At 33.6% G+C, this 23,852-nt stretch carries 16 protein-coding genes; 11 read left to right on the top strand and 5 right to left on the bottom strand.

Annotation, left to right across the window (positions count from 1 at the left end; translation table 11 throughout):
• Positions 1 to 261: 261 nt before the first annotated feature.
• Together AST02_RS08205 and AST02_RS08200 are read left to right on the top strand one after the other, a co-directional pair.
• A complete protein-coding gene (locus AST02_RS08205) occupies positions 262 to 1,443 on the top strand; it encodes an MFS transporter (RefSeq protein ID WP_069817278.1) in 1,182 nt (393 codons plus the stop codon).
• Between the two features lie 63 nt (positions 1,444 to 1,506).
• Complete coding sequence (locus tag AST02_RS08200; protein WP_069817276.1) at positions 1,507 to 1,950, top strand: GNAT family N-acetyltransferase; 444 nt, start codon at positions 1,507 to 1,509, stop codon at positions 1,948 to 1,950.
• 95 nt (positions 1,951 to 2,045) lie between these two features.
• Here AST02_RS08200 and thrS read toward each other — a convergent pair whose 3' ends face one another.
• The 3 genes from thrS to AST02_RS08185 all read right to left on the bottom strand — a co-directional run bounded on the left by thrS (position 2,046) and on the right by AST02_RS08185 (position 6,205).
• Complete coding sequence (gene thrS, locus AST02_RS08195; RefSeq protein WP_069817274.1) at positions 2,046 to 3,959, bottom strand: threonine--tRNA ligase; 1,914 nt, start codon at positions 3,957 to 3,959, stop codon at positions 2,046 to 2,048.
• Between the two features lie 679 nt (positions 3,960 to 4,638).
• Positions 4,639 to 5,115, bottom strand: coding sequence for a nucleoside deaminase (locus AST02_RS08190; RefSeq protein ID WP_069817272.1), 477 nt, complete (start codon positions 5,113 to 5,115; stop codon positions 4,639 to 4,641).
• A 49-nt stretch (positions 5,116 to 5,164) separates the two neighbouring features.
• Positions 5,165 to 6,205: an NAD(P)-dependent alcohol dehydrogenase gene (locus AST02_RS08185; RefSeq protein WP_069817270.1), complete on the bottom strand. Its 1,041-nt coding sequence runs from the start codon at positions 6,203 to 6,205 to the stop codon at positions 5,165 to 5,167.
• Between the two features lie 250 nt (positions 6,206 to 6,455).
• Between AST02_RS08185 and licT the strand changes: the two genes are divergently transcribed.
• From licT to ascB, 3 genes are all read left to right on the top strand, one after another.
• Entirely contained in the window at positions 6,456 to 7,298 is an 843-nt protein-coding gene (gene licT / locus AST02_RS08180; RefSeq protein ID WP_069817268.1) for a BglG family transcription antiterminator LicT, read from the top strand.
• 178 nt (positions 7,299 to 7,476) lie between these two features.
• The gene (gene ascF / locus AST02_RS08175) at positions 7,477 to 9,351 is read left to right on the top strand and encodes a PTS cellobiose/arbutin/salicin transporter subunit IIBC (protein WP_069817266.1); all 1,875 of its coding nucleotides are present in this window, start codon (positions 7,477 to 7,479) and stop codon (positions 9,349 to 9,351) included.
• Positions 9,348 to 10,769 (top strand): 6-phospho-beta-glucosidase, encoded by a 1,422-nt coding sequence (gene ascB, locus AST02_RS08170; protein ID WP_069817264.1) that lies wholly within the window; start codon positions 9,348 to 9,350, stop codon positions 10,767 to 10,769. Before ascF ends, ascB begins: the two co-directional genes overlap by 4 nt.
• An 85-nt stretch (positions 10,770 to 10,854) precedes the next feature.
• Here the strand turns inward: ascB and AST02_RS08165 are convergent, their stop codons facing one another.
• Complete coding sequence (locus AST02_RS08165) at positions 10,855 to 11,589, bottom strand: NAD-dependent protein deacylase (protein WP_069817262.1); 735 nt, start codon at positions 11,587 to 11,589, stop codon at positions 10,855 to 10,857.
• A gap of 298 nt (positions 11,590 to 11,887) precedes the next feature.
• Between AST02_RS08165 and dcuS the strand changes: the two genes are divergently transcribed.
• The 5 genes from dcuS to AST02_RS08140 all read left to right on the top strand — a co-directional run bounded on the left by dcuS (position 11,888) and on the right by AST02_RS08140 (position 18,366).
• On the top strand, positions 11,888 to 13,489 hold the full coding sequence (dcuS, locus tag AST02_RS08160) for a DcuS/MalK family sensor histidine kinase (RefSeq protein WP_069817260.1): 1,602 nt from the start codon (positions 11,888 to 11,890) through the stop codon (positions 13,487 to 13,489).
• On the top strand, positions 13,490 to 14,206 hold the full coding sequence (locus tag AST02_RS08155; protein WP_069817258.1) for a response regulator: 717 nt from the start codon (positions 13,490 to 13,492) through the stop codon (positions 14,204 to 14,206).
• Positions 14,207 to 14,346: 140 nt separating this feature from the next.
• Entirely contained in the window at positions 14,347 to 15,699 is a 1,353-nt protein-coding gene (locus AST02_RS08150) for a 2-hydroxycarboxylate transporter family protein (protein ID WP_069817256.1), read from the top strand.
• Positions 15,700 to 15,728: 29 nt separating this feature from the next.
• Positions 15,729 to 16,910, top strand: a complete 1,182-nt coding sequence (locus AST02_RS08145; RefSeq protein WP_069817254.1) for an NAD(P)-dependent malic enzyme — start codon at positions 15,729 to 15,731, stop codon at positions 16,908 to 16,910.
• A gap of 253 nt (positions 16,911 to 17,163) precedes the next feature.
• Complete coding sequence (locus tag AST02_RS08140) at positions 17,164 to 18,366, top strand: GTP-binding protein (RefSeq protein ID WP_069817252.1); 1,203 nt, start codon at positions 17,164 to 17,166, stop codon at positions 18,364 to 18,366.
• A gap of 74 nt (positions 18,367 to 18,440) precedes the next feature.
• On the opposite strand, the gene AST02_RS08135 is transcribed toward AST02_RS08140, so the two are convergent.
• Positions 18,441 to 21,716, bottom strand: a complete 3,276-nt coding sequence (locus tag AST02_RS08135; protein ID WP_069817250.1) for a choice-of-anchor I family protein — start codon at positions 21,714 to 21,716, stop codon at positions 18,441 to 18,443.
• Between the two features lie 380 nt (positions 21,717 to 22,096).
• Here AST02_RS08135 and AST02_RS08130 point away from each other — a divergent pair, with 380 nt between their 5' ends.
• On the top strand, positions 22,097 to 23,806 hold the full coding sequence (locus AST02_RS08130; RefSeq protein WP_069817248.1) for an ABC-ATPase domain-containing protein: 1,710 nt from the start codon (positions 22,097 to 22,099) through the stop codon (positions 23,804 to 23,806).
• The last annotated feature ends 46 nt before the right edge of the window (positions 23,807 to 23,852 follow it).

Here is a 23,852-nt window from a genome sequence, read left to right as displayed (position 1 = left end):
CAATAGAAAATAAAAATTATAATATAGTTGATGAACAACACAAATCGATATAAAATAAAAATGTAATTTTACTTCGTGTTAAAAGAGGGGATAACATGTTAAGAAGTATGAGTTTATTAACTTTAGAAGAACAATTCATTTATGAGGTTGAATTCAGTCATTATAAGAGGTTTAGTATGTACTCAAAGATTCTATATAAAGGTGTAATAAAGGTTTTCGAAAAGCTTCACCCTAACACTATGTATTCGGGAAAGTTGAAAAATGCGCAATAACTTTATCTTTACTGAATTTAATCGATTATTGATAAATGACATGATTATTTATCTCATACCACTAATTGGTATAACGTCATGGCAATTCTCTGATTCTAAAATAGTGTTCCTTACGTCAACTTACTCAATAGGCTTTATCATATTTAGTAAATTCTCAGGATATCTCATCGACAAATTTTCTAGTGTGAAAGTGCCTATATTCACATATTTAGTCTATATCATGTTGAATTTGATTTTTATTTTCACTGTACTGCGTAACATGAATGACTTTGCGATTGTATTTATTATTATTGCTGTAATGAGCTTATCTTCAAGTGTCTTAGAAATTAATACAAGCGTTTTTATTCCAGATTATTTTACTGAAGATTTAACTTCTATTAATAGTTTAGTTCAACTAGTTAGATCAGTTGTCAATTTTATATCTCCAATAATAACTTTTACGTTAACTAATAGTATAGATGTCACTATGTTTATATTGCTGCTTTTGCAGATACTAAACTTCTTAATTTATACTTACAAATTAAGAAGATTGGATAGCAATTCGTATAAAAAAGATGTTAATCAGAATAACGAAAAACTTAATCTCAATTCGTTAAAATATATTTTAAAAAATAGAAAACTCATTTTGATAATCATCGTTACAATGGGGATTAATTTTTCAATGACAATACTTACAAATACCATGGTTTTATACTTGGTAAGATATTTAGAATTAAGTAATCAATTAGCAGGAATTATAATAGGATTGCTTTCATTTGGAGCTATAGTTGGTTCGGTACTTCCTAATATAATTATTAAAAAGTTTAGCTTTGAAAAATCAATAGGGGTAGTAAACCTCATTTTAAGTATTCCATTTTTATTACTTATTTCAAAATCATATTTATTCTTCTTAGGTGTATTTTTAGGATATCTCTGTAGAAGCTTTGGGAGTGTTTTAAGAACCACAGTTCAATATGAAATTGTTCCTGAAAATATAAGAGGTAAAGTAAATGCTACGATATATTTATTTACTTGGGGCACTATACCCATAGCTGGTTATTCAGCTTCATTATTATTGGAAGTAATATCACTACACACATTGTATGTGATAATAGCTTTGATTTTCATTCTAGCAAACGGTTTGTTTTTATTTAGTTATAATGAAAATAGTCGTTTAAGAAGAAATGCTTGATTTTAAGATGAGCTTAGAAGATGTGAAAGTAATAAGATGATTTAATTGAAGGGAGCCTTGTTAATGATAAAAAAACTAACTATGCTAGACTCTGAATCAAAAGAAATGATTTCAAATATTTGGCTAAATTCGAATTTAGATGCTCATAGTTTTATAAATCGTGATTATTGGATTGGAAATCTAGACAGAGTAAAAAAGATGTTTCCTGATTCAACCATTTATGTCTACTACGAGGATAATCAAATAGTTGGGTTTGCAGGCTTATATGAAAATTATATTGCAGGGATTTTTATCAATGCTAGTTATCGTAATAAAGGAATAGGAAAGTTGTTTCTGAAAAAATTAAAAACTGATTATAAAATGCTAAAGTTATATGTATATGAGAAGAATGTTAGAGCTACTAAATTTTATCTGGAACATAATTTTGAAATTATATCTAAAGATTTTGAAGATGAAACTCAAGAATATGAATATTTTATGGAATGGAATAAAAATAACTCAAATTAATTCTAAGTCTGCTCGAAGAAAAATAATAGTTAGCCAAAATTTATAAAAAGAAAGGTTTACTAGCTGATTCTAGTAAACCTTTCATCTTCCTAATACTAGTTTAATATATTATTTTCATTCATAACGATTGCTATAAATTCGTTCACATTATACATTTGGCCTTCATTTTCGCCATATTTTCGAACTGATAATGTATTATTACTTACTTCATCATCACCGATAACTATAGTATAGGGAACTTTTTTAATTTGAGCATTTCTAATTTTATAGCCCATTTTTTCTTCGCTTATATCAACACTGATTCTTATACCTTTAGATTTTAATTGCTTTTTAATTTGACTTACATGATTCAAATGTATGTTGTTATTAACAGGTATGACATTAACCTGATTTGGCGCTAACCATAACGGTAAATTGCCAGCATAGTGTTCAAGTAAAATACCTAAAAAGCGATCGATAGATCCATAAATTGCTCTATGAATAACCACAGGTCTTTCTTTTTCATTGGCTTCATTAATATAATTTAAATCGAATTTTTCAGGCATTTGAAAATCAAGCTGTATCGTGCCACATTGGTGACTTCTACCTAATGCATCTTTAATATGGATATCTATTTTCGGTCCATAAAATGCACCATCTTTTTCATTAACTGTATATTTTAAATTATTATATTTTAGAACATTTTCAAGAGATGTTTCGGCAAAATCCCATAAACTTATATCTCCCATGTAGTCTTCTGGACGCGTAGATAACTCGATACTGTAGTCAAACCCGAAGATAGTATATACCTTATCAATTAGATTAAGTACATTAAGAATTTCACTTTCTATTTGGTTTTTACTCACATAAATATGGGCATCATCTTGGTTAAAAGTTCTTACTCTGAACAAACCATTTAAAGAGCCACTTAGCTCATGACGGTGTACTTGACCAAATTCGGCCATTCGAATAGGTAAATCTCTATATGAGTGATGCTCATTTTTATAAATGAGCATATGACCTGGACAATTCATAGGCTTCAATGAATATTTTATATCATCTACTTCTGTAAAATACATATTATCTTTATAGTGATCCCAATGCCCACTATCCTTCCATAATGACTCATTCATTATAAACGGTGTATAAACTTCTTCATAATCTTCTTCAAATTGTAGTTTTCTTAAAAGGTTTTGAAGTTCAAGACGTATAATTTGGCCATTGTGTTTATAAAAAGGCATACCAGGTGCATAATCAGAAAATGTAAACAAATTGAGTTCTTTACCTATTTTTCTATGATTAATGTTTTCATATTTTTTAAGAAATGCTTCGTGTTTTTCTAAGGATTTCCTATTAGAAAATGCGATACCTGATATACGTTGTAGGGACTCATTATCAACATCTCTCAGCCAATTTGTAGATGAAATATTTTCGAGTTTATGATTTTTGAGTTTCGACAAATTATTAATAATTGGATAACTAATTAATGATTTATAGTCTCCAATTTCAGCAATTCTAACCTTACTATCCTCGCTGTTTTCAACATGATATTTCATGTATTTTTTGTCTCCCAATACTTGCTTTGCTGTTTCTATTGGTACCTCAGATACTTCTATTGTTGGATTAGATTCTATAAGCTTATTAAGTGATTTGTTGAGGAGTTTCAAATCATCTTTGTTCAGGTTTTTAATTGGAGTTTGGAAATCACAATAAAAAACTTCATTATTAACGCCTATATCAGCGATTTCAATACCTTCAAAGTGATTTTGAATTACATAACTAATTAAAAAAGATAATGTATATCTCATTGATTCTTCGGCTTCTTGATCTTCAAAAGTAATGAAATTAACTTTACAATCTTCCTCGAGTACATAATTAAGTTCTTTTAATTCGCCGTTAACATATCCTAGGGCAGCTTTTTTTGAAAAAGAGCTACCAATATTTTTAGCAATATGAAGTAACGTTGTTTCTTGGGGCACCTCCAATTCATTATTATTTGATAGTTTAACTTTCACATTATCTGCAAACATTGATAACACTCCTTTTATTTATGATAAAAAAACTGCGCTTATCCCTATAGATATAGGGACGAGCGCAGTCTCGTGGTACCACCCAAATTCCCCTAATTGATTTGTTAACCAATTAGGGCTCATTGAACAACGTAACATGTTATTAAACGATGTATTTTCATACATATCTCCAAAGTAGTAAAGTATTTATAAGTATAGAAGCTTTCAGCCGATGACCTCTAATCCCTGTTTAAGTAAATACTTTTTCTTTTTCTCCGACCATCATCTTAAATTATATATTATCTTATATTAGTTGACTAACTAAAGCAATACTCAATTTCAAAATAATCAGTTTTATTATTTGGTAAGCAATAAGAAACTTATATTGTGATAAAATTATATCAATATATGTATTTAATGTCGTGAAAGTGTATATTTAATAAATCAATTAGTAAAATTTAAAATATCTCATTATTAATCGATAAGCAGAAAGTTATCCTAATTGATTGGGATTATTAAAAAATTAAAACTAATGAATTTGCTTCAAATGTAGTTAAACAAAGTGCCATCTTTCTAAATCGAGTAATGGCAACAGCAACTAATTTAGACATAAAAAACTCCTCAATATTCATCAAATATTGAGGAGAACTATTTTCGTCCAATTTAAGGCGCTTTTTAAAATTTTTAGCAAGAAATCTAACTATTTTTTGTGTAACTTTAAATGTAAAGTGTGTACTTTTTCTGCCAATGCTTGAACTGGACCATCGACATCAGCATTTTCAATAACTTGATGGATAGGTAAACTTTTTACTGGTGATGGTGGTGCGCCTATCTCACTTAGCCACATATTTAATTGTTCAGAAGAACTGGCGTAAACAATTCTTCCAAGACCTACCCAACCATGCGCAGCGGCACACATCGGGCAGTGTTCGCCAGAAGTATAAACCGTTGCTGTCTTGCGCTCTTCTGGTGTTAAATGATTAGCAGCCCATTTCGCTATTTCAAACTCAGGGTGTCTAGTGTGATCACCACCACTAACATGGTTGTGATCTTCAAATAAAACGTTGCCATTAGAGCTCACTAATATAGATCCAAACGGTTCGTCTCCTTTATTCAGTGCCTGTTCTGCTAATTCGACACATCTCTCTAAATAAGTAATATCAGATTCACTAACCATCTAATAGCCTCCTTAGTAATTACAAATGAATATTATTCTTTCAAAAATATTACATAGTACTTGTATCAATTACAAAACGATATTTAACATCTGAAGCTAAGACTCTCTTATAAGCATCATCAATTTGATCAGCTGAAATTAATTCGATTTGAGGTTCAATGTTGTGTTTTGAACAGAAATCTAACATTTCTTGAGTCTCTTTTATACCGCCAATAGCTGAACCAGCAAATGATCTACGATGACCAATTAAATTTGCTACATGTAATGATATAGGCTCTGCGGGTGCCCCAACATTAACGATTGTACCATCTAGCGTTAATAATCCAAGGTAATCATCTAATTTCAGATTCGCGCTCACTGTATTAATAATTAAATCAAATGAGCTTGCAAGTGTTTCAAACGTTGCTTCATCACTTGTTGCATAATAATGTGAAGCACCTAATTTCAAACCATCTTCTTCTTTATTTAATGTTCTTGATAATACAGTTACTTCAGCACCCATAGCATGTGCAATTTGAACAGCCATATGTCCAAGTCCACCCATACCTATAATCGCTACTTTTTTATCTTCATTTGCATTCCAATGATGTAAAGGTGAATAAGTCGTAATGCCAGCACAAAGTAAAGGTGCAGCAGCATCTAAACCAATATTATCAGGAATACGTAATACAAAATCTTCATGTACTACGATATGTGTTGAGTATCCACCTTGAGTTGGTTCACCATATCTGTCTGTACCTGCATATGTACCGACGTTTCCTTTTAAACAGTATTGTTCTTCGCCATTTTGGCAATGTACACATTCCCCACAAGAGTCTACCATGCAACCCACGCCGACACGGTCATCTATTTGATATTTACTAACTTCAGAACCGACTTCTTTAACAATTCCTGAGATTTCATGACCTGGCACTAATGGGTAATTAACGGGACCCCATTCTCCATGTGCAGTGTGAATATCAGAATGGCATATGCCTGCATATTTAATTTCTATTAAAATATCGTTTGTATCAAGATCACGTCTTTTAATTTCCGTAGCATAAAAATCAGAATCTGGACTATTCACAGCTCTAGCTTTAACATTTAACATATATTAATTCCTCCAATATTCGTACATCAGAATATTTCTATTGATATACTTCATTGTTCATAATAAACCTTAAAGTATACTTTAGGTCAATGAATATGACTTCCTATGAAATTATGACTGAACATCCAATTTGGTCGTTTAATAAAGATATTGATTTAGTAACAGAATAACGACGCAGTGCTCATAGCGTTTACAGAGTTGATATTCATTCTACCGATATGGCACAATATACTATAATAAGGGGTGTCATATGAAAATAAATAAAATCATAAATAATAATGTTATCAGTGTCACTCAAAACAACCAGGAACGTGTTGTGATGGGTAAAGGGATTGGGTTTCAGAAGGAAGAAGGGGACATTGTCGAAGAATCAAAGATTGATAAAATTTTTGATTTAAATAACCAAGAAATATCAGACCGTTTTAAAACGTTATTAATTGAAGTGCCAATTGAGGTTGTGCAAGCAGTTGAGAAGATTATTGAAGTTGCAAAAATTGAGTATCATAAAGAGTTAAGTGATACGATTTATGTTGCACTCACTGATCATATTAACTTTGCGATTGAGCGTCAACAAGAAGGTATGGCAATCAAAAACGGCTTATTATGGGAAATAAAAAAGTTCTATCCAACTGAGTATGAAGTTGGGATGCGTGGTTTGGACTGGATTGAAGAAATTGCAGGCGTTAAATTACCAGCTGATGAAGTGGGTTTTATCGCAATTCATTTGTTAAATGCAGAGCATAATAACTTAGCAGATTATAACCAAGTAACTGAAATGGTACAGAACATTTTAAGTTTAGTGAAGTATCACTTTAGATTAGATTTTGATGAAGAAAGCTTAACTTACTTCAGATTTGTAACACATTTAAAGTTTCTTGCACAACGTATTCTGTCGAAGAATCCACTTAATACGAGTGAAATTGAGCTTTACGATATTGTAAAAGAGAAGTATAAAGATGCGTTTAAGTGTGTGAAGAAAATCGAAGTATTTTTAATGAAAAAGTATCAATATGAAATGACAAAAGACGAAGTCTTGTACTTAACTATCCATATACAAAGATTAATTTCTAGAAATGAAAGCGTTGACAATTAATAATTATGTGCTATATTTAGTGTTAATAAAACAAAATAAACAATTAATTGTTTAGGATTGTGACTGTTCGGCAGGCGAGACCTAAACCATTAATAGATGAATTTATCTTGGGATAAGTGTATCTATTTGTGGTTTAGGTCTCGTTTTTTTTGTTCTAAATAAGGCGGGAGTGATAGAAATGGCAAATGATCTAAGACTGGCTGATGAAATACTAAAAAACATCGGCGGTAGTGGTAATGTTAAGAATTTAACGCATTGTATGACACGTTTAAGATTTGTACTAAAGGATGAAAGTAAGGCAAATGATGAAATTATAAAGAATTTGGATGGAGTCATGGGTTTACGTAAACAAGGCGGACAATATCAAATTATCGTTGGGAATAACGTTTCGAAAACATATGCTGAGTTAATAGAATTAGGTGTAGGTGGGGATGATAAGAATAACGAGCCTGTTGAAAAGAAAAAATTAACAATTAAACAAGTTGGTATTAATATTTTAGACGCAATTATTGGTACGATGTCTCCATTAATCCCTGCTATCATTGGTGGGTCAATGATTAAGTTATTAGCAATGCTTTTAAGTATGACGGGTGTGTTATCAGAGGAAAGTTCAACATTTAATATTTTAAATACGATTGGTGACGCACCGTTCTTCTTCTTACCGATACTTGTTGCAGTATCTGCTGCTAGGAAATTTAACAGTAATGTATTCTTGGCATTGGCAGTATCTGGGGTCATGGTCCATCCAGTATTTATGGAGATTATGGAGAAAGCAGCTGAAGGTAAAGAAGCTACATTTGCATTTATTCCAGTTATGTCTGTGAAATATACGTATACGATTATTCCAGCAATTGTCATGACATGGTTGCTGAAATACATTGAAGATTTTGCAGATTATATTACGCCAATTGTCATGAAAAACTTTTTGAAACCAATGTTAATCCTATTAATTGCAGCACCTATAGCGATTATTATTGTTGGCCCTGCTGGTATTTTAATTGGTACAGGGTTAGCTCAAATTGTATTCTTTGTCCATGGTCAATTAGGATTCTTAGCAGTAGCAATTGTTGGTGCATTGTGGCCGTTATTAGTTATGACAGGTATGCACCGCGTGTTCACACCAACAATCGTTCAAACAATTGCAGAAACAGGTAAAGAAGGCATGGTTATGCCATCTGAGATTGGTGCAAACTTATCTCTTGGTGGGGTTTCAATGGCAGTAGCATTTAAAACGAAGAATAGAGAATTACGTCAAACAGCTTTGGCAGCAGCGTCATCAGCAATTATTGCTGGTATTACAGAACCTGCATTATATGGGGTAGCCATTCGATTAAAACGTCCAATGATTGCATCAGTTATAACTGGATTTGTAGCAGGTGCAGTTGCAGGACTTGCAGGACTTGCGAGTCATTCTATGGCAGCACCTGGATTGTTTACGAGTGTACAATTTATAGATAAAGACAATCCTATGAGTATTTTATGGATTATTGTGGTTATGGTCATATCAATTGTGCTTTCATTCATTTTAACGTTAGTGATTGGTTTTGAAGATATACCAGAATCAGAAGATGACTTATTAGATTTAGGAACGAAAGATAATACTACTATTGCATCCCCAATTGAAGGGGAAATCAAACCGATTGCAAGTGTTCAAGATGATGTATTCAGTAGAGAAGTGATTGGAAAGAGTATTGCAATTGAACCAACAGGAAACAAGATTTATGCACCAGTAACCGGTACAGTGACTTCAGTCTTCCCGACAAAACATGCTGTTGGCATTACAGGTGACGAGGGCGTTGAAGTATTAATTCATGTAGGTATTGATACTGTGAAGTTAGAAGGAAAACCATTCACATCTGCAATAGAACAAGGGGACCATGTGAATGTTGGCGATGTTATTGGAACATTTGATTTAGCAGAAATTATTGAAGCGGGTTATGATCCTACAACAATTTTAGTGATTACAAATACTGAAGATTATGACGCAATCACGTCATTCGATAACGTAGACGTTAAAGCACATACATCAATATTAGGAGTGGTTAAAAAATGACTATAAAAACTTTTCCAGAAGATTTTCTTTGGGGTGGTGCTATTGCAGCAAATCAAACTGAGGGCGCATGGGATTTAGGTGGCAGAGGATTAAGTAATATAGACTTAATTCCTCATGGCGCTAATCGACAAGAGATAAAACTAGGGAATAAACAATCTAAATTAAGTGATACAGAATATTATCCAAGTCATACAGGTATTGATTTTTATCATCGTTATAAAGAAGATATTGCGTTACTTGCTGAAATGGGATTGAAAGTGTTTAGAACATCTATTTCTTGGAGTAGAATTTATCCGAATGGTGATGAAGAAACACCAAATCAAGCTGGTATCGATTATTACACTGAGTTATTTAAAACATGTAAAGCGCATAATATGGAGTTACTCGTAACGCTTGCGCATTTTGATATTCCAATGGGTATCGTTGAGCAATATAATGGTTGGAAAAATAGAGAAACAATCAATTTATATGTGAAATTTTCAGAAACTTGTTTTGAATATTTCGGAGCATATGTGAATTACTGGATTCCATTTAATGAAATCAATGTCGTGTTGCACAGTCCATTTTCAGGAGGTGGCTTAACCTTTGACGAAACTGAAAATAAAGAAGCAGTTTTATATCAAGCGGCACATTACATGCTAGTCGCAAGTGCTAGGGCTGTCGAAAGTTGTCATCGCATCACACCAAAAGCGAAAATTGGTTGTATGATTGCAGGCGGTAGTTTCTATCCTTATAGTTGCAACCCAGAAGACGTCTGGCAGTCTATGAATGATGAGAGAACCAATACGTTCTTTGTAGACGTGCAAGCGAAAGGGAAATATCCTTATTATATGGATGCATTCTTTAAAGCTAAAGGTCTCAATATTGATATTGAAAGCGATAAGGAAATATTGAAAGAAACTGTAGATTTTGTAGCGTTTAGTTATTATGCATCTCGAACATCTATTGCTGATATTTCAAGAGTGGAAAAAAATGAAGGCAATATTATTGTCTCTGCTAAAAATCCTTACTTAAAAATGAGTGATTGGGGATGGGTCATTGATCCACTTGGTTTAAGAATTACGATGAACCAAATATATGAAAGATTTGAGAAGCCACTGTTTGTCGTAGAAAATGGCTTAGGTGCGAAAGATGAAGTAGAAGTAGATGGAACCATTCAAGACGATTATCGTATTGATTATATGCAACAACATTTCCAAGCGATGTATGATGGGATTCAAGATGGTGTACCGTTATTAGGTTATATTAGTTGGGGTATTATTGATTTAGTATCAGCATCAACAGGTGAAATGAGTAAAAGATACGGCATGATTTATGTTGATAAAGATAATGCTGGCAATGGCACGTTAGAACGTAAAAAGAAAAAATCATTTGATTGGTATAAACAAGTAATACAACGAAATGGTATAGAAATATAACTTATCTAAAAATAAATGCAAAGGAGAACGCGTCTTATAAAACGCGTTCTCCTTTTTTATAAATGCTTTCACTTCACTACATAACTCACTCTACATATTCTAATTCATTAACCACTTTGACCATGTCGTCATGAATGACTAAAGTTGCGTGGTTATCATAAGGTGTAGGGTCATTATTAATGATAATTAGATTTTGTCCTTTAAAGTTCGAAATAAGTCCTGCTGCTGGTTGGACTACGAGTGACGAACCTAGGACGACTAAAGTATCAGCTTTATTTATTTTATCCAGTGCATTATATATCGTATTTTGATTTAATAATTCCCCATAAAGTACAATATCAGGTCTAATGGGGCTACCGCACACTTCACAATCACGTAAATGCTGTTCCATAATATAATTTTTGAAATATGCCTTATGGCAGTCAATACAATAGAAATGGTTTAATGTACCATGCAGTTCGTCAACATTAAGACTCCCTGCATCAGAATGCAGACCGTCGATGTTTTGAGTGATAACCCCTAATGAACGTTTGTCTTGTTCTAGTTGAGCAATCCATTGATGAACAAGGTTCGGTTGCTTATCAGCTATAAGTAAACGTTTATGATAAAAATCAACAAAGCCTACTGGGTCATCTTGAAGATAATCCGTACTTAATAAATATTCAGGTGCATAGCCATCTTTTGAAATTTCATCAAATAGCCCGCCCATAGAACGAAAATCTGGGACACCACTTGCGACAGATACACCTGCACCTGTAAAAAACGTGATTTTATTAGAATTATTAATGATGTTCTTGAATTGTTCAATCCTGTCATTCATGCATTTCACTCCATTAAAATTTTAAAATCTAAGGAAAAATTTAGAAATCATTTTCACCAACATTCAAACTAATTTTAAGTTGTAAAAAGTAATTTAGCAAACAAAACATATACTTAAGCACTAACATGCGACCGTATATTATCTCTTGTTTATGGGGATATTTACGGTCTTTTTTCAAATTGTATTATTATTCTATTAAATTTCACATTTAAAACTTATACTAATTAATTCTAAAAAGTATGATATATTTCTAATAATTATATGTATAAATTTTAATAACTAAAGGCGGTTTGGGGCTTTGAAGAAACAGAGACTAAAGTTAAGCACACTGATCATTATTGTAGTATGTATTGTAGTGTTATTTTCATTACTTATTACGAGTGTATTGATTAGTAAGACCATTAAAGATACGATACATAAAACAACTGAAGAGAAGGCCGAAGTAATTGGTAAGACCGTTGCTCAGTCTGAGATTGTTCAATCTACTTTGAAAAAAGGTGACAACGATAACAGTATACAAACGTATGTGTCTGAAATACAACAATCAACGGATGTGAGTTTTATTGTTGTGATGGATATGAACGGGATACGAAAATCTCACCCTAATGAAAAACGCATTGGTAAGCATTTTAAAGGTGGCGATGAAACAAATGCGCTGCACGGTAAAGAGAGTGCTTCGATTTCTAAAGGGACGCTCGGTGAATCATTAAGGTCATTTACCCCTGTTTATGCTGATGGTAAGCAAGTTGGAGTAGTTGCCGTTGGTGTACCGATGAAAAGTGTTTCTGAAGCACTTGCAGATGGGAATAAGCAAATTATCATTGGGTCAATTGTTGGACTTATTGTCGGTGCCATTGGTGCATATTTACTGTCTAGATATATTAAGAAAATTTTACTTGGTTTAGAACCATCGAATATTGCTAAGATACTTGGAGAAAGGAACACGATGTTGCAATCTGTTCATGAAGGTATCGTTGCTGTTGATAAAGAAGGTAAGATTAATTTAGTGAATAAATCAGCGATGGATATATTTAATAAGGCAAATTTAAAAGGCAATCCAATCGGCATGAAGATTGATGATTATATGGAGTCTACACAACTACCAAAAGTACTCGAGTTAGGTAAACCAGAATTGGACAAGGAACAAAATATTAATGGAGTGAAGATTTTGGTTAATAGAGTGCCACTGGTTGTAAATAATGAAATTGTTGGTGCAATTTCAACATTTAGAGATAAGACAGAGGTGAACAAACTTTCAGAACAGTTAGTAGGTGTGAAGACGTATGCTGATACATTACGTGCGCAGTCACACGAGTTTAGTAACAGGTTGCACGTGATTTCTGGCCTGCTGCAAATGGAACATTATGAGGATTTAAAACAGTATATACATGAGATTGTTGAACTAGGCAGCCAAGAGAATGGTAGTATTACGTCGAAGATTAAAGATCCTGTGTTAGCTGGATTCTTAATTGGCAAATTAAGTTTGGCGAGAGAACAGAATATTAAATTGTCTATTATCAGCCATACAATGATTCCAGAACCGAAGCATTCATATATTACTCATGAAATGATTACAATTATAGGTAATTTAATAGATAATAGTATAGATTCTTTAAGCGCATCTGCTGTTAGTGAGAAAACAATTGACGTGCATTTGAAATATATAAATAACGCATTAATCATAGATATTGTAGATTCAGGCTTAGGTCTAAAAGGTGAATTAGAACATCAAATTTTTGAAAAGGGCTACTCTTCTAAAGGGGAGGATAGAGGCTATGGGCTGCACCTTGTTCAACAAAGCGTAGAGAAACTTAACGGGGAAATAAATGTAGCTTCTAATGTAGAAGGCAATGTGACATTTTCAGTCGTTATAAATTATTCAGAAAAGGGGGGATTATAAATGTTAAATATCTTAATTGTTGAAGATGATCCAATGGTTGCACAAATAAATCAACAATTTATTAAAAAAATAGATGACCAAACCTCAGTTGATATTGCACAGAATGTTAAAGAAGCTATAAAACATATAGAAAATAAAGAAATTGATTTACTATTGCTGGATATATACATGCCTGAGGAAAATGGACTCACATTTCTTAAATATATAAGAGAGCAAGGTTATAAAATAGACGCAATTCTCATCACAGCAGCTACTGATGTCGAGGATATTCAAACTGCATTTCGTTACGGCGCTGTTGATTATTTAATTAAGCCCTTCGACTTTGAGCGTTTTCAACAATCATTGTTGAGATATAAAAAAGGACTCACATTCTTTAATAAAACGAGTAGTATTAATCAAACTGATATTGATGCTGAGTTTCTTAACAAGGAAATTGTTGACCGTGATTCAGAGTTGAAATTACCAAAAGGTGTGACGGAAGCAACGTTACAAGTGATTATTGATAAAATGAAATACTTTGAAGAAAATGAATTCTCTACAGATGACATCTCAAAGCACGTCAATATTTCGAGAGTTTCTGTAAGAAAATATTTAAAGTTTTTAACGGATATAGAGATTTTAGAAGAATCTTTAAATTATGGTATAGGGCGGCCCATTAATTTCTATAAGGTTAAAAAGGATAATCTTCAGTATTTAAAGGGTTATATAGAATTATAGTGAAGTGTTACCGAATCAAAAGGATTAAATTCCTTTTGATTCGGTTTTTTTAATTACAAAAAGATAATTAAAATTTCATAAGCTATAAATTTATATCGTCTATGAATAGAATAGATTTATACGTAACAAGGGGGTTAATCATGAATACGAAAGCAAATTTGAAAGCGCTTACTAATGAAGGGGTGCCAATAGAGCGCAGCTTTAAAAGTTTAGGAAAAAGGCTGATTCATATTAAAGTGGGCGTGTTACCATTACCACTTTACTTAATACTAGCTGCAATTATATTAGCTGCGTCCGTATATAATACGTTACCTGCAGACATGATTGGTGGATTCGCAGTAATCATGATTTTGGGTATCTTACTAGGCGATCTTGGTCAAAAATTACCGATTTTAAAAGATATCGGGGGACCAGCTATTTTAGCATTACTTGTACCATCTGTTTTAGTGTTTTTAGATGTTATTAACACATCTTCTATGGAAGCGGTAACAAGTTTAATGAAGACATCGAACTTTTTATATTTCTATATTTCTTGTTTGGTTGTTGGAAGTATTTTAGGCATGAATAGTAAAGTGTTAATTCAAGGATTTACACGTATGTTTGTGCCTTTACTAGTGGGAACTATTCTGGCAGTATCTGCTGGTTTATTAGTCGGCCTACTATTTGGCTATGATATTAAGCATACATTGTTTTATATTGTTGTACCTATTATTGGAGGAGGTATTGGTGAAGGTATTCTCCCATTATCCATTGCATACTCAGCTATATTGGGAGGCACAGCTGAATCGTTCGTTTCTCAAATGATTCCAGCAGCAGTAATTGGTAATATATTTGCGGTTGTTACTGCAGGAGTCATGATGCGTGTAGGTGAAAAACATACAAAGCTTTCAGGAAATGGAAAATTAATTAAATCTGAAAACATAGATGAAACGAGTGAGGATAAAGAAGATAAAGAAAAAGTAATTGATTTCTCACTTATGGGAGCAGGTTTACTCATTGCTTGTAGTTTCTTTATTGTTGGTACGCTTGGTCAAAAATTCATAGGTATGCCGGGGCCAGTTATTATGATTCTATTTGCAACGATTATTAAATGTTTGAAAGTAATGCCACACAAAATGGAAGATGGTGCGCATAATTTATATAAATTTGTATCTACAAGTTTGACTTGGCCATTAATGGTAGGTCTTGGAATGTTGTACATACCTTTAGAAGATGTCGTCAAAATTGTTACACCAGCATATGTTGTCATATGTGCATCAGTCGTATTAACCATGATTCTTTCTGGTTATTTTGTAGGTAAATTGATGAAAATGTATCCAGTAGATGCCGCTATCGTGACGGGATGTCATAGTGGCTTAGGTGGTACAGGAGATGTAGCTATATTATCAGCATCTAAACGTATGGCACTTATGCCATTTGCACAAGTTGCTACCAGAATAGGCGGCGTATCAACAGTCATCATGGCAACATTTTTGTTGAAAATGCTAAGTTAAATCACAATACTAAATAAGGGGTAATAAATATGTCAGTAAGAAATGAAACTACAGATTCAATCAGTTTACACCATGAACGTTCAGGAAAAATAGAAATTACGAGTAAAGTAGAGGTTAAGGATGAACAGGATTTGAGTGTCGTATACACGCCTGGTGTATCTGAAGTATGTAAGGCGATTACAGAAGATGAATCAAAAGTAAATTCGTTAACAGCGCGAGGTAATATGATTGCTGTAGTTACGGATGGTACGGCTGTACTTGGACTAGGTGATATTGGACCCAAAGCTGCTATACCAGTTATGGAAGGGAAAAGTATTTTATTTAAAAAATTGGCAAATGTAGATGCATTTCCAATTTCATTAAATACAAAAGATACTGAAGAAATTATATCTATTATAAAAGCGTTAGAACCTAATTTTTCTGGAATTAATCTAGAAGATATATCCGCACCACGTTGTTTTGAAATTGAGAAAAGATTAATTGAAGAACTTGATATTCCAGTATTTCATGATGATCAACATGGAACGGCAATAGTTGTGCTTGCAGCATTAATCAATGCACTTAAATTTGTTCGAAAAGAAAACTATTCTACAAAAATCATTATTAATGGTGCAGGCTCTGCAGGTATTGCGATTGCTAAGTTATTATTAGAAGCAGGATATAATAATATTACGCTGGTCAGTCTAGAAGGTGTCTTAAATAAATCAGAAACGTGGATGAACGGCGCTCAACAAGACATTGCAACATATACAAATCTTGAAGAATCTAGAGGCACATTGGATGATGTCATTCAAAATGCAGATGTATTTATTGGTGTATCAGGTCCCAAAGCATTAACAAAAGATCATGTACAGTCAATGAATGATAACCCAGTTGTTTTTGCATTAGCCAATCCTACCCCAGAAATATACCCAGAAGAAGCAATAGAAGCTGGAGCTACCATCATTGGCACAGGACGTTCGGACTATCCTAACCAAATCAATAATTTATTAGCGTTTCCTGGAATATTTAGAGGCGTGTTAGATGCACAATCAAGTGATATTACTACAGAAATGAAAATAACGGCAGCTAAAGCAATTGCTAGCTCAATAAGAGAAGATCAGTTAGCAGCGGATTTCATCATTCCCAATGCGCTAGATAAAAACGTCGCTCACCAAGTCGCCGAAGCGGTTAAGCATATTGCGAAAAAAGAAGGGGAAATATTAGTTTAGAGTGAAAAAAGGAACAATAAATGAAACAGTTAATAGATTTATAATGCTACGATTTTAATAAGTAACTAAGATGCTAAATAAATATTAAAAGTGCTGACAACAAAATGTAATGTTGTCAGCACTTTTACGATTAAAAATCTTTTCCAAGATAGGGTGATTAACACGTCTTAAAAATATAATATTGACTTTACTTATAATTCACGTTACATTATAAAACGTAATTATTACGATTTATAAAAGGGGAGTTAGTCTAATGAGTAAAATTCCGGTAACTGTTTTAAGTGGCTATTTAGGTTCAGGGAAGACTACGTTGCTCAATCACATTTTAAAAAATCGAGAGGGACGTAAAATAGCAGTTATTGTAAATGATATGAGTGAAGTCAATATCGATAAAGATTTAGTTGCAGAAGGTGGCGGCTTATCCAGAACTGATGAGAAACTAGTTGAATTATCGAATGGCTGTATCTGTTGTACATTGAGAGATGATTTATTAAAAGAAGTAGAACGTCTCGTACACAAAGGAAATATAGATTACATTGTTATTGAATCAACAGGTATTTCAGAACCTGTACCAGTTGCCCAAACATTTTCATACATAGATGACGAACTCGACATTGATTTAACGTCAATATGCCAATTAGACACAATGGTGACAGTAGTAGACGCGAATCGATTCACCAATGATATTAACTCGGAAGATTTATTAGTCGATCGAGACCAAGGTGCTGATGTTACGGATGAACGCACGATTGCAGATTTACTAATCGATCAGGTCGAATTCTGTGATGTCCTTATATTGAATAAAACAGATTTAGTTACTGACGATGAATTACAGAAACTTGAAAATGTACTGAGACAGTTACAACCTGAAGCGAAATTAATTAAAACGGTGAATGCAGAGGTAGAATTAAACGAAATTTTAAATACGGGACGCTTTGATTTTGAAAAAGCGAGTGATTCTGCAGGATGGATTAAAGAATTAACTGAAGGTGGGCATGCGACACATACACCAGAAACTGAAGAATACGGTATAAGTTCCTTTGTTTATTCAAGAAGATTACCGTTTCACGCGGAACGTTTTAATAATTGGTTGGAAAATATGTCAGATAACATCGTTCGTTCCAAAGGTATCGTATGGCTCGCACAATATAATGAAGTCGCCTGTTTATTATCACAAGCTGGGTCATCTTGTAACATTAGTCCAGTGACCTATTGGGTAGCTGCGATGCCATTAGAACAACAAAGACAGGTATTGCAAGAAAGAACAGATGTTGCAGAGACGTGGGATATTGAATATGGAGACCGAAATACACAATTTGTCATTATCGGAACGGATTTAGATATTGAAAAAATTGAACGTGAACTCGATGCATGTTTATTAAATCGTCATGAAATAGAGCAAGGTTGGAGCAATTTACCAGACCCTTATCAATGGGAGATAAGTAAACAACAATAAATCAAAATAGGAAGCATTTGATTATAATGCTTCCTATTTTGGTATTTAATTATTTTACGATAGGTGAATATTATTTATTTCTCTTTTTGTTTTCTGCCAATCAATAGTAGGCAAGCGCCTAAAATTAATGATGACCATAGTGGTACTTGGCTTTGGCTTTGACCTGTGTTTGGTAATTGTTGTGTTTCAGTTGAATGACTATGTTCATTTGTCATGTTTTGCTTATCGAGATGAATGTCTTCTTTATCAAGTTTAGTGTTTGTTGTACCTGTTTTATTAATATTTGTATTATATTGATGATCATTTTGGTTATGTGTTTCTGTAGCTAGCTGATGTATAGGCTGTTCTGATTGTGAAACTGATTTTTGATTTTTCATCGTATTATTATATTGTGTAGCTCTAGGTGCTGTAGAAAGAGCAGTTGATTTAGCTGTCGAGTTGTTATTTAACTGAGTCGAGTCATTTTGAGTATTTGATGGATTTTTTGAAATTAATGCGTCAGGGTTCTCACTTTCTGCATTTTGATCGACAAGAGGACCTTCTGAATTATGTTCAATTTCAGGATTTTCGTCATTTAAATCAATCGTATCATTATCTTCACCATAATCACCGTTTGCAGATGGATGTTCATTTTGAGTGTTGTCTTGGTCGTTAGGTGGTACTTGTTCAGTTCCACTAATCTGATTTAACTCAAATGTAGATGTAGTGCCTGACAATTCAAAGGATACGATTAACATTGCTTTGCCTGTCGGGCTGTCCTCTGCAGAGACAAAAGTAATACCCTCAGGTGAGATATCTTTATTTTGTTCATCATAAAGGTATTGCGTGAATGCAGGAGCAGTAGGGTTCGTAATATTATATATCATGATGCCTCCTACACGTTCTAAGCCGACGAATGCGTAAGTTTGATTGCCGACAGTACCAACTTCTATAGACTCGACTTCAGGACCTTTATCGTCACTTCTACCATCTACTTCTAGTTCATTAAAATCTTCATAATTAGCATTAAAGCGTTCTGGTAAAATATCTTTGATACGCTGTTCAATATCATTGCCACTGTCGTAAACCATAGATAGGTCAGAACCTTTTAATATTGAAAATGAGCGACCACTGAACGTTACGAGTGCATTATATTTTCCATTTTCATCTCTGAATTTGTGAGAAGTTGTCACTTTTAATCTGCCTAATTGATCATCATCAAATAGCCCGTTAGCCACAAGCACATCTAATTCTTCTTGCGTATAACCTTCATAGTATTTAGCGTCTAATTCAATATCATCTTTAATATCTTTGACACGGACTTCCTCTGAATAGCCTTCATAATCTTGTGAATCACCTTCATTGGCTATTAATAAATATGTTTCTCCATTATATTCGTATGAATCAATACCATCTGGTTGTAACATACCGAGTACTGGTACAGGGCGTAACTCTTTTTTACCGTCTTTGTCTGAAGGATCAATAGCATTTTCAGGTAAGGAATAATCTTTATAGGGTAATCCTTGGACTTGTACGAATTCACCTTTTTCAATGTCTAGCTTAGCAATAGCACTTGATTCTTGAATCGTCACGTAAGCATATTTCCCACTTTCATCGGTCACGATATACTCTGGCTCTAAATTTAGATAAGCTTGAGATTTATTAGGACCTAATGCACGAATAGATTCATTCATATGATCTTGTGTTAGTGAAGTAGTGCGAACGTGTGAGTTGTTTAATTCGGTTGGTGCACCTGATGTGTCGATAATTGACACAGAACCTTCTGGATTCACTTTGTAATCGTCAGAGGGTTCACCTTCATTGGCTACAAGTAAACGAGAACCATCTTTTGTGAAAGTTACCATGTCGGGTAGACTGCCTACCGTCAAATCATTTAAGTATTTTCCTGTATCACTATAGAAGACCACGTGACCGGGCTTTGTTTTATCTTTGGCAGGTGCAGAAAGGGCAATATAGTTACCATCAGGATGAACAGCTACACTTGTAAGATCACCTGCTTCAATGCCAGCATCTTGTAGATAAATTCGATTTACGAGCTGAATTTCTTTGTTTTTAGTGTTTTTAATATCTAAAATATCTAATGCTTCTTTATCTCCATTTATCGAATAGGCGTAACCATTTTTAGGGTTGTATTTTACAATTTCTGTACCACCTTTATCAAAGCCAGCACCGCTATCATAACGGCCTGTGTGATTAATGTTGAGTGATGTTGAATCTTTAGAAGCGTTACGTGTATTTCTAATTGTTGGATTTTGAGCAGATGCCATTTGTAAGACTGCTTTTGGCTGTTTGTCTTGTTTTTGGGTATTATGTTGAATCTCTTTTAAAAGTGTTGTGCGTTCTGCATTGGTTAAATTTTCTAAGTCTTTAGTAGATGTGCTGTTAGATGAAATAGCATCACTGTGAATATAATTATTGTTCAATGGTTCTGAAGCGGATTGCGATGCCGATGATGCGTCTTCTATTTTATGTGGTGGGTTTATATTATGCTCTGTTTTGTTGACCGATTTGTTTGTTGAGTCTTGTTGTTTCTGTGCAGTTGCGTTTGCATTATCTGATGAAGCTTTTGAATGTTTTGTGGATTTGTCTGATTCATTTGGAGTGTTCGAATTATCTGTTGTTGCATCTGTTTCATTTAATGGCGTCTTTGAATGCGCTGTTGATGTATTTGAATCCTTTGTTTGCGCTATAGTTTGCTTGGATTCGGCGTCATTTTGGACTTGTTCTTGTGTAGCGTCACTAGATGAAGGGTTTGGTGGCTGGTCAGATTTTGGGTTTTCAACATTTGAATCATTTTGTTTATCTTCTTCTTTAAGAAGCTCTTGTTGTTGAGATTTTTGTGTATTCTGCTCTGTAATTTCTTCTTTATTTGAATCATTTCTTGTTAATGATTCCCTTGAATCTTTAGTGTTGTTATCAATAGTTTGTTCTTCATTAGCATCACTTTCAGTCGGCTGTTCAGGTTTTTGTGTGTCTGAAGCATCATTTAATGCATTTTGTGTGCTCGGTGACTGATTTTCTTTCTTTATGTCATTTTCGTCGGTAGTTTCTTCTTTAGGTTCTTCTGTAGTGCCTTCATTTTGATTATGTATATTTGTTGCTTGATTATTGTTCGAATTATGATTATCTGTAGATGTTGATTTAGATGATGATTCTAATGTATGATCTTGACTACTAGTTTGATCTTGAGCAGTTGTAGTTTCAGTATCATTTTTAATTTGACTATGATCAGCGGCGGAAGCTTGATTACTCATCCCAAGTAATAGACATGTCCCAATTGTAACTGAAACAGTTCCTATCATACTTTTTCTAATAGAATAAATTGTGTTTCTTTTCATATTGTTAAACATAAAATCCCCCTAGATAGATAAATACGTACTTATTAATTATCTCACTAGTATGTTTGTGTATTATTTTTAAAAAATAAAGAATTAGTAAATATGCTTTACCAGAAAATAAATAAAACTATTAATACATAGCGCTATCTATATAAATAACGCAATTTAGAAATATATTTAATTCAATCATATTTGGGAATAGAGTAATCATACATATATTTTGATGTTGCTACGCTGCTTTGTGGGTTTTATTGTCAGAGATAGTGTTACTACAAAAAATAAATATTGTACACAGTTAATCTAATATTTTATACTGGGTAAATATTAGAAAGAGCGTCTAAAGTATTTTAATAAAAAATGAAACAAGAAGAATCACTTGAGGAGGTACGCTATTGAAACAAGCTACAGAATTCGCGCAGTTATTAAGATCATTAGATGGACAGAAGTATGGTGCATATAAGCGCCTAAAGGGAGTGTATCAGTTTAAGCAGTTCCGTTTTGCGATTGATCATGCGCAAGTGGACCCGTATGCGCCACCTTCAAAAATGAGAGTTATCATGACTCGTGAAACAGCAAATATTCCGGACGATATGCTAGATTCAAAAAATAAAATTATTGCAGTATCTGACTTTCTGACTCGAGCGTTTAAAGAAAACATAGAATCGTTGAAACATAGCGATAAACACGCAAAAAGTGCTAGCAATATTTTTATTGATCGTTGTGGTCAAGAGATTTTAGAGCGAACTGCTGTTGTGATCAATAAACAGGACATTGAAGTGAGACTTGAAATTAGTTTGCCAGCCGCAGGTAGAAAAATTTTAGGAAAAGTTGCAGCAAATATATTAACTGACACGTTACCAGAAATTGTAGAGCACGCATTACTTTATAAAAATATTGATCAAGTTGCATTAAAGACACAAGTTACATTAATGTTGGACCAAGCGTTTATTCGTGAAGAACTCGACCGAAGACAGCTTGTATCATTTGTGGCAAATGGTTCTATATTACCACGTAAAAGTGGGGTTTCTGACAAACAATTATCGGGTGCTGTAGCGTTTAATAGTCCGAAAAATGTAGAAGTTGAATTGTCTTTACCGAGTGGAAAAAGCATCACTGGCATGGGCGTTCCGAAAGGGATTACTTTAATCGTAGGCGGCGGTTTTCATGGTAAGTCAACGATACTTGAAGCATTAGAACGTGGTGTCTATAATCATATTGCAAGTGACGGTAGAGAATATGTGATTACTTGTCATGATGCTATGAAAATACGTGCAGAAGATGGACGAAATATAGAAAAAGTGAACATCAGTCCTTTTATAAATAATTTACCGGGAAATAAAGATACACGACAATTCTCGACTGAAAATGCGAGCGGCAGTACGTCACAAGCAACGAATGTGATGGAAGCATTAGAAGCAAATACATCGTTATTGCTGATTGACGAGGACACTTCTGCAACAAACTTCATGATTCGAGATAGCCGTATGCAACAGCTGATTGCGCCTGAGAAAGAACCTATCACACCATTTGCGAGTAAGGTAACATCACTTTATAAAGATTATGATGTTTCTACAATTTTAATTGTGGGTGGCTCGGGGGATTATTTTGAGGCGGCAGATCAAGTGTTGATGATGGATGAGTATGTATTGAAAGATGTTACAGCACAAGCTAAATCCATTGCGGCGTCAAACGATAGTATTAAAAGCATGAACATAGATAAAAAATTCGGTGACATTCCTACGCGAATTCCGTTAAAATCTAGTTTTTCTAAAAAAGGAAAAGAAGATCGTTTTAAAGTCAAAGGACGGTATTCCATTTTATATGGTAAGGAACTTATTGATATATCAGGTTTGGAACAGTTGGTAGATAACAGCCAAACACAGTGTTTAGCGGACATGATTGATTATTATCAGAACCATCTATTAAATGAGCAAGACACTTTAGCTCAAGCGGCTGACAAGCTCTATGATTTTATAGAGCAAAACGGTCTAGATGCACTCTCACAATTTCATGGACATCCAGGAAATTTAGCTTTACCGAGAAAGCAGGAATTCTGTGCAACGCTTAATCGTTACCGTGGATTAAAAGTGAAAAGCACATAAGAAGACGACAAAGTGCTTAATCAAAAGTTATATTATATAGTTTAAA

The organism is Staphylococcus equorum (genome assembly GCF_001747895.1).
GTDB lineage: Bacteria > Bacillota > Bacilli > Staphylococcales > Staphylococcaceae > Staphylococcus > Staphylococcus equorum_A.
Note: the sequence above shows the minus strand (reverse complement) of the source record. Positions and strands in the feature narration are given on the sequence as shown.